Genomic DNA, 11,829 nt, shown 5'->3' with positions numbered 1-11,829 from the left:
CGGTCGCTCGTGGCCTGGCCCCCATCCCAAACCCCTCCCCCCTGCCGGGAGGAGGGGCTTAACCGGCCGTCGCGTTACCCCGCGCTTCTCCCCTCCCGCAGGCGGGAGGGGCTGGGGGAGGGCAGGGTGTCTCACCGAGACCATCCTTCTATCCCAAACTCACTTCAAGCGTGGGCAGGGGCGTTTGTCAGGTCTATCCGACCGCGCCCTCACCTCCGTCAGGCATGAACGCGGTTGAAGGGCGGCGACAGCCGGGCTACACGGCGCGACATGGGCATCAACCTCAATCCCTTCACCTGGTGGAACGGCGCCACCATCGGCACCTGGTTCGGTCTGCGCGGCAAGGCGCAGGTTGGCGAGGATGCGCATGGCAATATCTATTATGAGGGCGGTGTCGACACCGCCGGCCGGGCGCGGCGCTGGGTGATCTATAACGGCTCGAACGATGCCAGCCGGGTTCCGGCGGAATGGTTCAGCTGGCTGCATCATCAGGTCGACGATGTGCCCGACCGCTCGCTGCCGCCGCGTCGCGCGTGGCAGAAGCCCGCCATCCCGAACATGACCGGCACCGCCATGGCCTATCGCCCCTCGGGTGCGCTCGAAAAGGGCGGCCAGCGTCAGGCCGCGACCGGCGACTACGAAGCCTGGACCCCCGAGGGGTGAAGACGTCGCGCTGGCTGGCCAGCGGTGCGTTGGTCGCCTTGCTGGGGGTCGGCGGCTGGTTCGGCTATCAGGCGCTGACCGATCATGGCGGCAACTCCGCCGAATCGGCAGTCAGCCAGATCCTGCCCGACAGCCCAGGCGCCGCGTCGGGGATCGAATCGGTCGATGGCGCGCAAACGAACCTGCCCACCGGCGGGACTCCGATGGCAGAGCGCGTCGCGGTGATCGGCCTGCTCAACAAACGCAACGGTGTCTCGCGAGACCTGACGCTGAAACCCGGTCAGGCGGTTCGCGTCGGCGATGTCGTGGTGCGCCTGCGCGCCTGCGAGAAGACGGCGTCGTGGGAGCCGGAGCAACTGACCGGCGCGTTCGTCCAACTGGATGTGCGTGGCGCCAATCAGCGGTGGCAGCGGGTCTTTTCAGGCTGGCTGTACAAGGAGCGGCCTGCGCTCAACGTCGTGCTCCACCCGGTCTATGACGTCTGGGCCAAGAGCTGCACGATGTCGTGGCCCGAAACGGGGCCGGAGACGGTCCCGGCCTCGCTGCCCGGCACCGCCCCCAGGCGGTCGAGCGCGGCGAAATCGCCCGAGGCCGATACGCCCGCAGCGGAAGCGCCCGGTGCGACCACCCCCGCCAATGCGTCGGACAGCAGCGCGACATAATCCTCGCGCCCGATCTCGACCGCACCCATGGTCGACAAATGGCTGGTCTGGAACTGGCAGTCGAGCAGGCTGTATCCCCCGGCGCGCAACCGTGCGACCAGCCAGACCAGCGCCACCTTGGACGCATCGGTCCGGCGGCTGACCATCGATTCGCCGAAAAAGGCGCGGCCCAGCGCCAGCCCATACAGACCGCCGACCAGTTCGTCGCCGTCCCAGCATTCGATCGAATGGGCAAAGCCCATGTCGAACAGGTCGATGAACACCCGCTCGATCGCATAGTTAATCCAGGTCTCGGGCCGGTCGGGAACGCTCTCCGCGCAAAGCCGGATGATCGATTCGAAGGCGGTGTCGGCGGTGACGCGGAACCGGTCCTTCGCCACCGTCTTGCGCAGCGAGCGCGACAGGTGAAAGCCGTCGAGCGGCAGGACGGCACGCTTGCGCGGCTCCACCCAATAGACATGATCGGTGTCGCGCGTGTCCGCCATCGGGAACACCCCGACCGCATAGGCCCCCAGCACCAGATGCGGGGTCAGCCGTTCGGGCGGGCCGGGGTCGTCGCGGCGGCTCATCCTCCCGCCAGCCGCCGTTCGACGCAGCGCCACAGATCGGCATAGGCCTGGGCGGCACTGCTGCGGGGGGCGAAGGCGCCGATGGGCGCGCGATGCTCGCCCATCGCCTCGACCAGGCTGGCCATCGGGATGACCGGCCAGTCGGGATGCGCCGCCAGCGCCTCGGCGTGAAGGCGGCGGCGGCGGTCGACCATGACATGCACGGGCAGCAGGGGCACGCGACCCCGGACATGGCCGTCCACCACCTCCAGCGCGCGGGTGGCGAGCGCGGAGGGCACGACCGGCACGACGATCAGGTCGACCGCGCGCAACACCTGCTCGGTCGTCTCGGTCAGGCCGGGCGGGCAGTCCAGGATCACGCTGTCATAATCGTCCAGCCCGTCGATCAGCTTGCCGAGCCGCTTCTTCTTTTCGATCGTGTGGAACAGATGGTCCAGGCCACGCAGCGAATCATCGGCACCGATCAACGACAGGCGGGGAATGTCGGTCCGGCGAACCAGCCGCTCGGCGGCAATGTCGCGCGAAAAGACGGCCTGCGCCCGGTCGCCCCGCGCCGGGCCGCCCAGCAGCCAGGTCGAGGCAGCCTGCGGGTCGAGATCCCATAACAGGGTCCGGCGCGCGCACAGGCTGGCGGCGCACCAGGCCAGATTGACCGCCATGCTGGTCTTTCCGACGCCCCCCTTCAGGCTGTAGATCGCGATCGCGGCCACGGCTTTTCTCTCCGACCTCCCGACATGGCCCAAAGAAAAGGCCGACGGAGATATCCCCGCCGGCCGGTTTTCGATCAAGTCCTTATCGTCGATCAAGCGACGCCAGGGACGGATGGAATGCACATCAGATGTGGCAGACCTGCGCGGCCTTCTTCGGCGTGGTCAAGGTGACGGCCTTTTCGTCGCCGGTCATCTTCCAGCCGCCTTCGGCGGTCAGCGGCTCACCGGCGGCGGGCGCCTTCAGCACGACGGGGGTTTCGCCTTCCTTCAGGCGGACATTGGCCTGCTTGTCGCCCTGGAAGAAGGTGACGTAGACGAGGCTGTTGTCCTTGCAACGGAAGGTCTTGTCCGCCTTGATCGCGGGCGGCAGCTCGACCGGGGCACGGTTGGCGAGCTCGTTGGCCATCGGGTCGGGATTGGTGTCGACGACCTCGGGCTGGCTGGGCTTGGAATTGCACGCGGCCAAAGCGAGCAGCGGTGCGGCGACGATGAGGGGGAGGAGGCTCTTCATAGCGGGGCGGTGCTTCGCAAATGCAGCAACCCGGCGTCAAGCATGACCTGTGCGTCAACGTGGCCCAAGGCCCAACATTTTGCCGGTCGGCCGTGAGCGCTCCCTCCTTATGCTTGGCGGGGGGCAAGCAAGGCTTGGCTTGCCCGATGGCGGGGCAGGGGCCATCTAGGCGGCATGGAAGTGATCTCCGACACGCTGGCCCTGATCGGCAACACCCCGCTCGTCCGCCTGAAGGGGCCGAGCGAGGCCACGGGCTGCGACATTTACGGCAAGTGCGAATTCGCCAATCCCGGCGCCAGCGTGAAGGACCGCGCGGCGCTGTTCATCGTCGAGGATGCCGAGGCGCGCGGGCTGCTGCGGCCCGGCGGCACCATCGTCGAGGGGACGGCGGGCAATACCGGCATCGGCCTGGCGCTGGTCGCCAATGCCAAGAGCTATCGCACGATCATCGTGATGCCCGAGACGCAGAGCCGCGAGAAGATGGACACGCTGCGCGCGCTGGGCGCCGAACTCGTCCTCGTGCCCGCCGCGCCCTATTCCAGCCCCTGTCATTTCGTCCACACCTCGCGCCGGATCGCCGAGGAGACGGACAATGCGGTCTGGGCCAACCAGTTCGACAATATCGCCAATCGCCGGGCGCATATCGTCGGGACGGCCGAGGAAATCTGGAACCAGATGGGCGGCCGGATCGACGGCTTCACCTGCGCGGCGGGAACCGGCGGCACGCTGGCCGGGGTCGGCCTGGGGCTGAAGGCGCACGACGAATCGGTGACGATCGCGCTGAGCGACCCGCACGGGGCGGCCCTGTACGACTATTATGCGCATGGCGAACTCAAGTCCGAAGGCTCTTCGGTCGCCGAGGGGATCGGGCAGGGACGGATCACCGCCAATCTGGAAGGTGCGCCGATCGATACCCAGTTTCGTCTATCCGATGCGGAAGGCTGGTATTGGGTGCAGCGGCTGTTGAGCGAGGAGGGGCTGTGCCTGGGCCTGTCCTCTGGTATCAATGTCGCAGGCGCGGTGGCGCTGGCCAGGGCCTTGGGGCCTGATAAGCGGATCGCAACCATTTTGTGCGATACCGGGTTTCGCTACCTCTCCACGCTGCACAATCCGGCGTGGCGGGCCGAGAAGGGGCTATAGTCGCCGCCCCTTTGCGACTTGACGGCGCGCGCTGGAGGTCGACATGAGGCGGCGCACGAGATAGTGTCACCGAGTTCCATGAAGTCACCCGACCATCATCATATCATGCAGCGCGTGAAAGTCGGCATGATCGGCCTGGCCGCCGTCATCCTGCTGATCGCGATCGCCAGCACGATCCTGGGCTCGCTGAACCGGGACGAGCCACCTGCGGCGGTCGCCGGCGCGGCGCAGTCGAACATGGTCGCCGACATGACATTGGCGAACGCCACCGCCCCGTCGTCCAGCGAGCCGCTGGCCGAACTGGGTGTCGCCCCCGCGCCCGTGAACACGCAGGCACCGGCCGACCCCGCACGCTGATTGCGGATCCCGCCCGGACTGACGGGCGCGTTCTTGTCCGATGGGCGATCATCGCCGCCGCGGGGCATTCGCGGCCGTATCGGGCTTTTTGCTTAATAAAAGTTAATTCAACCGTGATCGCTTTTGCATGCCGTCGGGGCCGGGGAAATCCGGGGAAAGCGCCCCGATCGGCGGAAATCCGGCATTTTCCGGCAGAGCGGCGATGGCGGCGTTCCCGTCAAACGACCAGCGGTTGGTCGCATAACCCCGGGTTCAGACTCGATTTCCCCGTTTCTCCCCAAAAATCCCGTTGCCTCCCGGTTCTGCTATCGGTAAACCGAAAGCTAACAGAGGGGCAGGCTCACTGTGATCCAGAAATGGTCGGAATGCGGCGATGGTCGTGTTTTGAAACGGTGAGGCCGTGCGCGCCATGTGCGAGGTTGGCGTGTCCGAAAGGGGTTTGTATCAGGGAAGTGGCATTGGCCTTGTCGACGACAAGGGCCGCGTTGCCATCCCTAATGCGCTCCGCTCTACGCTGGCTCAAAATGCGCCGCGCCCCGACGGAAAAGATGGCGGGACCATCATCATTGCGGTCCATGAAACCGAGCGTTGTCTGATCGCCTATGATCCGGGTTATGTTGCCGTGCTGAAGAAGGAACTGGACGCGCGGACCGAGATGTCGCGCGGGCCGGACGGCCGCATCGACTATAACATCAAGCGCGACCTGGCGAATGGCGAGGCCGTGCCCTTTGACGGGTCGGGTCGTTTCATCATGCCGGGTTTTCCGCGCTTTCATGCCGGGATCACCGGCCATGCCTTTTTCTGGGGCACGTTCGACTATATCGAAATCTGGGATCCCAGGACCCTGGTCGAGACGCCGGGCCTGCCGTCCAAGATGATCTCGGCCGCGCGTTTCCACTGCCAGGAAAAGGGGATCGCCCTGTGAGTGCGCTTCCCGACGCCCCGCATATCCCCGTCCTTCTCGACGAAGTGCTCGACGCGCTCGCCATCCTGCCCGGCGAGACGCATGTCGACGGCACGTTCGGCGCGGGCGGCTATACCCGCGCGATGCTGGGTCGGGGCGCGAAGGTCGTGGCCTTCGACCGCGATCCCGATGCCATCGCCAACGGCCAGGCGCTGGTCGCCGTCGAGCCGGGCCTGACCCTGATCCACCGTGAATTTTCCAATCTGGATCAGGAGCTGACGGCGCGCGTTGACGGTGTGGTGCTGGATATCGGGGTATCCTCGATGCAACTCGACCAGGCGGAGCGGGGCTTTTCGTTCCAGGGTGACGGCCCGCTCGACATGCGCATGGCGCAGGCGGGCGAGTCGGCGGCCGACTTCCTGAATACCTCCGATGAAGCCGCCATCGCCGACGTCCTCTATCATTATGGTGAGGAGCCGCGCTCGCGCCGCGTCGCGCAGGCGATCGTCGCCGCGCGTCCGCTGACCCGCACCGGCGAGCTGGCCGCCGTGGTCCGCCGCGCGCTGGGCTATCGCCCGCATGACAAGAAGGACCCGGCGACGCGGACCTTCCAGGCGATCCGCATCCATGTGAACCGCGAACTGGACGAACTGGCCGAGGGGCTGGCTGCGGCCGAGCGCGCATTGAAGCCGGGCGGTCGCCTGGCGGTGGTCACGTTCCACAGTCTGGAAGATCGCATGGTCAAGCGCTTCTTCCGCGAGCGCGCCGGGCAGATGCCGGGCGGGTCGCGCCATCTGCCCGAACAGGCGGCGGCGCGGGCACCCAGCTTTGCCCAGGTCGGCAAGGCGGTGCGCGCGGGCGAGGCGGAACTGGCCCGCAATCCGCGCGCGCGCTCGGCGACGCTGCGCTTTGCGACGCGTACGGAATCCCCGGCCTGGTCGGCGGATAGGGGCAGGGCGCCGGGGGGCGAGTTGACTCAGGAGTTTGGCGTATGACGGCGGCGTATCGGTTGAGGGGGATAGGATGGTTCGGGAGCTGCGTCGCAGTCGTCCTGGGATTCTACCTCGTCTCCCTGCAGGTGGCGGCGGAGCGCAAGAAGCTCGACGACGTCAACGGCCGCATCGCCGCTGCGCAGCGGGACATACGTGCGCTGGAGACGGAGTTCGATACCCGCGCCAATCTGGTTCAGCTGGAAAAGTGGAATGGCGACACGCTGGCGCTGACCGCGCCGGTGGCGGGCCAGTTTGTCGGTGACGAGGCGCAGCTGGCCTCGCTCGACGTGACCCGTGGTCCCGCCGAGGGCACGATCCAGACCGCCGCGCTGCTCGTCCCCTCGCAGCCTGCGCCTGTCGTCGTCCAGCCGGAAGCCGTGGCCGCCGCCGCGCCAGCCGCCCTGTCCAAGCCCAACGCGCCCGCCCCCGTCGTCCGCCTCGCCAAGGTGGATCTGCCCAAGCCCCAGATCGTCCAGGCCGTGTCCGAACATGTCGTGACGACCAAAAAGGCCAAGCCCGCCCCGATCGCGACCGTCCGCACCGCCGCCGCCGTCGCGAAGGTCCGGCCGGAAGCCGTGGCGATGCTCGACCGCCAGCTGCTGTCCGACACGACGCTGGGTGATATCCTGAAGGGCGCCAAGACCGAAGCGCGGCGGCGGCGTTGAGCGTTCTGGTCGCGCGTCCCGCCGGAACGCAGCGTACCGCCGGCCAGCGCCATGCGCTGGTCGCGACGACGCATATGCGCCTGATGATGCTGATGATGCTGTTCGGCGCGGCGGTGGTCGTCGTGATCGGGCGGCTGATGCTGCTGGCGGTGTTCGCCGGACCTGCCGATGCGGCCGCGCGGACCGCCACGCTGGCGGCGCGCGGCGATATCGTCGACCGCAACGGTGCGCCGCTGGCGCGCACGATCGACAGCTGGACGATCGCGGTTCATCCGAAGAAGCTGATCGGCGATCCTATGGAGGTCGCCGCGCGCCTCGCCGCACTGATGCCCGATCGCGGCGATCAGGCCTGGTTCTATGGCCAGCTGACCCGCAAGGCGAACTTCGTCTATCTGCAACGCCGCGCCAGCCCGACCTTGGTCGAGCAGGTCAATGCCATCGGCGAGCCTGGCCTTGTCTTCGATCGCGAGACGCAGCGCCTCTATCCGCAATCCTCGCTCGCCGCGCACGCGCTGGGCTTCCTGTCGACCGACGGGCACGGGATGAGCGGCATGGAACGCGTGCTCGACCAACGGCTGCTCGATCCGGCGCAGTCGGGCAAGCCCGTCGCGCTGTCGATCGACACCCGCGCCCAGGCCGCGCTGGAAAGCGAACTCGGCCGGGCGATGAACACCTTCTCGGCGCGCGGCGGCGGCGGCATCATCCTGGACGTGCATACCGGCGAGGTGATCGCGATGGTCTCGCTGCCGACCTTCAACCCCAACCGGGTCGGGATGGCGGGCACCGAGGAACTGCGCAACATCACCACGCAGAGCGTGTTCGAGCTGGGGTCGACCTTCAAGCCGATCACCATGGCGGTGGCGATGGAGAATGGCGTCGTCACTTCGATGCAGCGGCGCTTCGATGCGACGCATCCGCTCAAGGTCGGCAGCTATACCATCCATGACGAAGCGGGCGATCCGAAGCGCTGGCTGAACATGGCCGAGACACTGATCTACTCGTCTAACGTTGCCACCGCGCGCATCGCCGACGAGATCGGGCCGCAGCGGATGCAGACCATGTTCCGCAAGCTGGGCTTCGATACCAAGCCCGATATCGAGCTTCGCGAAAAGGGCCGCCCGCTGCTGCCCACCTATTGGGCGCGCACGACAACGATGACGACCGCTTATGGCCACGGCATTGCGGTGACGCCGCTGCACCTGGCCTCGGCCTATGCGGCGCTGGTCAATGGCGGCATCTGGCGTCCGGCGACGCTGCTGAAGGTCGCGCCGGGCCATGCCGCGGCGGGACGGCGGGTCATCAGCGAGGCGACCAGCTACAAGATGCGCCAGATGCTGCGCCTGATCGTGATGCGCGGCACGGGTCGCAAGGGCGATGCGCCGGGCTACCGCGTCGGCGGCAAGACCGGCACCGCCGAGGCCGCCGTCGCGGGCGGCTATGATCGGTCGCGCAACGTGGCTACCTTCGCCGCGGCGTTCCCGATGGATGCGCCGCGTTATGTGGTGCTGGCGATGCTGGACTCGCCAAAGGGTACGAAGGAGACGTTCGGGTGGAAGACCGCAGCCTGGAACGCCGCCCCCGTGGTCGGACGGACGATCACGCGGGTCGGCGCGATGCTGGGCGTGGTGCCCGATGCCACCAAGGATATCGACGAGTCGGATATCCTGCCCACCCTGTGGCAGGACCCGAAATCGCCGCCGGTGGATGGACGATGAGGCTCGCGGCATGAAGCTGAACCAACTGGACCATGGCATTACGGGCGAGGGCGGCGACGCCCTCGTCTCCGGTTTCGCGATCGACCACCGCAAGGTCGCACCCGGCACGATCTTCGGCGCGTTCCAGGGCGCGCGGGTGAATGGCGAGGATTTCATCGCCGATGCGGTGCGCAGCGGGGCCGTGGCGGTCGTCGCGCGGCCCGGCGTGACGGTCGAGGGGGCGGTGCATATCGCCTCCGACGAACCGCGTGCCGCCTTTGCCCGGCTGGCGGCCGCGTTCTTCGCGCCCTTCCCGGCGACGGCGGTGGCGGTGACGGGGACCAACGGCAAGACCTCGACGGTCGAGATGACGCGCCAGCTCTGGCGTATGGCGGGGTATCACGCCGCCTCGATCGGGACGCTGGGCGTCACCACCGCCGATGAACGGACCTATACCGGGCTGACCACGCCCGATGTCGTGACCTTCCTGTCGAACGTCGCCGGGCTGGCGCGCGAGGGGGTGACCCATCTGGCGTTCGAGGCGTCGAGCCACGGCCTGACCCAGTATCGCACCGAAGGGCTGGACGTGTCGGCGGCGGCGTTCACGAACCTTTCGCGCGATCACCTCGACTATCATGGCGACATGGGCGCGTATCTTGCGGCGAAAATGCGGCTTTTCTCCGAAGTGCTGTCGCCCGAGGGCACGGCGGTCGTCTGGGCCGATGACGTGCAGAGCGGTCGGGTGATCGACCTGGCGCGGGCGCGCGGCAACAAGCTGGTGACGGTCGGCACGCGCGGATCGACGCTGAAGCTGGTCGAGCGGCATCCGACGCTGCTGGGGCAGGGGCTGGTGATCGAGGACGAGCATGGCGCCGTCCACAAGGTGCAGCTGCCGTTGATCGGCGCCTATCAGGCCGCCAATGCGCTGGTCGCGGCGGGCCTCGTACTGGCGACGGGCGGCGACCTGACGACGACCATCGCGAACCTCGCCCGGTTGCAGCCGGTGCGCGGACGGCTGGAACGCGCTGCCATCGCGCGCAGCGGTGCTCCGGTCTATGTCGACTATGCCCATACCCCCGACGCGATCGAGGCGGCGATCGCCGCGCTTAAGCCCCATGCGGGCGGGCGGCTGATCGTCGTGATCGGCGCGGGCGGCGACCGCGATCCGGGCAAGCGCGAGGTCATGGGGCAGGTCGCGTCGATACATGCCGACCGGGTGATCGTGACCGACGACAACCCGCGTACCGAAGACCCCGCCGCCATCCGTGCGCAGGTGATGCGCGGTGCCACCGGCGCGGTCGAGATCGGCGACCGTCGCGCGGCCATCGCCGCCGCTATCGCCGAGGCGGGGGAGCAGGATATCGTGCTGATCGCCGGCAAGGGGCATGAACAGGGCCAGATCGTCGGCGATCTCGTCCTGCCCTTCGACGACGTGACCGTGGCGCGGGAGTGTGCGGCATGACCGCGCAGGCTCCGACCAAGACGCCCCCGGTGGACAAGGCCGATGCCGCACAGCCCGACGCCCCCGCACGGGTTCGGCCCAAGCTGTCGCTGCATTATGGCGCGAAGACCGCCGAGGACCGCAAATGACCTTGTGGACCGCGCAGGAGATTGCCGCAGCGACCGGCGGAACGGCTTCGGCCGACTTCGGCGTTTCGGGCGTTGCCTTCGACAGCCGGGAGGTTGGCCCCGGCGACCTGTTCGTCGCCATGTCGGGCGAAGCGACCGATGGTCACCGCTTCCTCGACCAGGCGTTCGGGCAGGGGGCGGCGGGCGCGCTGGTCAGCACCCCGACCGATCATCCGCATGTCCGCGTCACCGACAGCTTCCACGCGCTTGAAGACCTGGCCCGTGCCAGCCGGGCGCGCACGCAGGCGACGATCATCGGCGTCACCGGGTCGGTCGGGAAGACCAGTGCCAAGGAAGCGCTCTACGCAGCCCTGGAACGCGGTTGGCGCGGGGCGGTGCACCGTTCGGTCAAGAGTTACAACAACCATACCGGCGTGCCCTTGAGCCTCGCGCGGATGCCGCGCGACGTCCGTGCGGGCGTGTTCGAGATGGGCATGAACCATGCGGGCGAGTTGTCCGCACTGACCGCGATGGTGCGCCCGCATATCGCGATCGTCACCGCCATCGCGCCAGCGCATACCGAATTCTTCCCCGACGAAAGCGCCATCGCCGACGCCAAGGGCGAGATTTTCCAGGGGCTTGAGCCCGGCGGCACCGCGATCGTGCCCTATGACAGCCCGCATCGCGACCGCCTGATCGCCGCCGCCCGGCCCCATGCCGACCGGATCGTGACTTTCGGCTTCGACCCCGCCGCCGACGTCCGCGCGGTCGAGGCGATGCGTGGGCCGAACGGCGGCAGCTTCGTGACGGCGAAGCTGGGCGACAAGGAGCTGAACTTCACCCTGTCCCAGCCGGGGCGGCATTGGGTGTCCAATGCGCTGGCGGTGCTGGCGGCGGTCGATGCGGCGGGCGGCGATCTGGGGCTGGCGGGCCTTGCGCTGGCCGAGCTGGGCGGACTGGCCGGGCGGGGCGTACGGTTCCGTACGCCGCAAGGCGCGCTGGTCATCGACGAGAGCTACAACGCCAATCCCGCTTCGATGCGCGCGACGCTGGCCGTACTGGCCGAGGAGCCGGGCCGCCATGTCGCGGTGCTCGGCGAGATGCGCGAACTGGGCGAGGACTCCGCCGATTATCACGCGGGGCTGGCCGAGCCGATCGTGGCGGCGCGCGTCGAACGGGCGCTGCTGGTCGGCGAATCGATGACGCCGCTGGCCGCCGCGCTTGAGGGGCGGGTCGATTTCGTCCATGTGGCGGATGCGAAGGCCGCGCGCGAGGCGCTGGCCGCTATCATCGCACCCGATGACGTGGTGCTGATCAAGGGGTCGAACGGAGTCGGGCTGTCGCGTGTCGTGGCGGCCCTGCGCGGCGATACTCCAACGGGCGGGGCGTGAGT

At 68.1% G+C, this 11,829-nt stretch carries 14 protein-coding genes and 1 pseudogene; 11 read left to right on the top strand and 4 right to left on the bottom strand.

Annotated elements, in window-relative coordinates; genetic code table 11:
• The first annotated feature begins 270 nt into the window (after positions 1–270).
• Positions 271–663 carry an NADH:ubiquinone oxidoreductase subunit NDUFA12 gene (locus BSZ14_RS04615; RefSeq protein ID WP_042491471.1) on the top strand — a complete coding sequence of 131 codons (393 nt, stop codon included), beginning with the start codon at positions 271–273 and terminating at the stop codon, positions 661–663.
• 203 nt (positions 664–866) lie between these two features.
• Positions 867–1,100 (top strand): annotated as a pseudogene (locus tag BSZ14_RS18970) (DUF2155 domain-containing protein); the annotation flags it as partial.
• A 35-nt stretch (positions 1,101–1,135) separates the two neighbouring features.
• Here the strand turns inward: BSZ14_RS18970 and aat are convergent.
• The 3 genes from aat to BSZ14_RS04595 form a co-directional block, all read right to left on the bottom strand.
• On the bottom strand, positions 1,136–1,894 hold the full coding sequence (aat, locus tag BSZ14_RS04605) for a leucyl/phenylalanyl-tRNA--protein transferase (protein ID WP_042491469.1): 759 nt from the start codon (positions 1,892–1,894) through the stop codon (positions 1,136–1,138).
• Positions 1,891–2,604, bottom strand: a complete 714-nt coding sequence (locus tag BSZ14_RS04600; protein WP_076709987.1) for a ParA family protein — start codon at positions 2,602–2,604, stop codon at positions 1,891–1,893. Before BSZ14_RS04600 ends, aat begins: the two co-directional genes overlap by 4 nt.
• A gap of 124 nt (positions 2,605–2,728) precedes the next feature.
• On the bottom strand, positions 2,729–3,115 hold the full coding sequence (locus BSZ14_RS04595) for a hypothetical protein (RefSeq protein ID WP_042491466.1): 387 nt from the start codon (positions 3,113–3,115) through the stop codon (positions 2,729–2,731).
• Between the two features lie 174 nt (positions 3,116–3,289).
• On the opposite strand from BSZ14_RS04595, the gene BSZ14_RS04590 reads away from it, so the two are divergent.
• Both BSZ14_RS04590 and BSZ14_RS04585 read left to right on the top strand, forming a co-directional pair.
• The gene (locus BSZ14_RS04590; protein WP_076709986.1) at positions 3,290–4,255 is read left to right on the top strand and encodes a cysteine synthase A; all 966 of its coding nucleotides are present in this window, start codon (positions 3,290–3,292) and stop codon (positions 4,253–4,255) included.
• Between the two features lie 105 nt (positions 4,256–4,360).
• Positions 4,361–4,612 (top strand): hypothetical protein, encoded by a 252-nt coding sequence (locus BSZ14_RS04585; RefSeq protein ID WP_076710000.1) that lies wholly within the window; start codon positions 4,361–4,363, stop codon positions 4,610–4,612.
• A 340-nt stretch (positions 4,613–4,952) separates the two neighbouring features.
• On the opposite strand, the gene BSZ14_RS19995 is transcribed toward BSZ14_RS04585, so the two are convergent.
• The gene (locus tag BSZ14_RS19995) at positions 4,953–5,189 is read right to left on the bottom strand and encodes a hypothetical protein (protein WP_241823632.1); all 237 of its coding nucleotides are present in this window, start codon (positions 5,187–5,189) and stop codon (positions 4,953–4,955) included.
• 45 nt (positions 5,190–5,234) lie between these two features.
• On the opposite strand from BSZ14_RS19995, the gene BSZ14_RS19990 reads away from it, so the two are divergent.
• From BSZ14_RS19990 to BSZ14_RS04555, 7 genes are read left to right on the top strand one after another with little or no spacing between them, the layout of a single operon-like run.
• Complete coding sequence (locus tag BSZ14_RS19990; RefSeq protein WP_241823631.1) at positions 5,235–5,537, top strand: MraZ C-terminal domain-containing protein; 303 nt, start codon at positions 5,235–5,237, stop codon at positions 5,535–5,537.
• A complete protein-coding gene (gene rsmH, locus BSZ14_RS04575) occupies positions 5,534–6,511 on the top strand; it encodes a 16S rRNA (cytosine(1402)-N(4))-methyltransferase RsmH (RefSeq protein ID WP_076709985.1) in 978 nt (325 codons plus the stop codon). Before BSZ14_RS19990 ends, rsmH begins: the two co-directional genes overlap by 4 nt.
• Positions 6,508–7,173 (top strand): hypothetical protein, encoded by a 666-nt coding sequence (locus BSZ14_RS04570; protein WP_042490018.1) that lies wholly within the window; start codon positions 6,508–6,510, stop codon positions 7,171–7,173. Before rsmH ends, BSZ14_RS04570 begins: the two co-directional genes overlap by 4 nt.
• Positions 7,170–8,888 (top strand): peptidoglycan D,D-transpeptidase FtsI family protein, encoded by a 1,719-nt coding sequence (locus BSZ14_RS04565; RefSeq protein ID WP_042490021.1) that lies wholly within the window; start codon positions 7,170–7,172, stop codon positions 8,886–8,888. Before BSZ14_RS04570 ends, BSZ14_RS04565 begins: the two co-directional genes overlap by 4 nt.
• 10 nt (positions 8,889–8,898) lie before the next feature.
• The gene (locus BSZ14_RS04560) at positions 8,899–10,329 is read left to right on the top strand and encodes a UDP-N-acetylmuramoyl-L-alanyl-D-glutamate--2,6-diaminopimelate ligase (protein WP_076709999.1); all 1,431 of its coding nucleotides are present in this window, start codon (positions 8,899–8,901) and stop codon (positions 10,327–10,329) included.
• Positions 10,326–10,457, top strand: a complete 132-nt coding sequence (locus tag BSZ14_RS20160; RefSeq protein ID WP_274533637.1) for a hypothetical protein — start codon at positions 10,326–10,328, stop codon at positions 10,455–10,457. The genes BSZ14_RS04560 and BSZ14_RS20160 overlap by 4 nt, the downstream gene beginning before the upstream one ends.
• Positions 10,454–11,827 carry a UDP-N-acetylmuramoyl-tripeptide--D-alanyl-D-alanine ligase gene (locus BSZ14_RS04555; protein WP_076709984.1) on the top strand — a complete coding sequence of 458 codons (1,374 nt, stop codon included), beginning with the start codon at positions 10,454–10,456 and terminating at the stop codon, positions 11,825–11,827. The genes BSZ14_RS20160 and BSZ14_RS04555 overlap by 4 nt, the downstream gene beginning before the upstream one ends.
• Positions 11,828–11,829 lie beyond the last annotated feature (2 nt).

The sequence above is a fragment of the Sphingomonas sp. Sph1(2015) genome, assembly GCF_001970915.1.
Lineage (GTDB): Bacteria > Pseudomonadota > Alphaproteobacteria > Sphingomonadales > Sphingomonadaceae > Sphingomonas > Sphingomonas parapaucimobilis.
The sequence above is the reverse complement of the archived record's forward strand: the minus strand, read 5'-3'. Positions and strand labels throughout refer to the sequence as shown.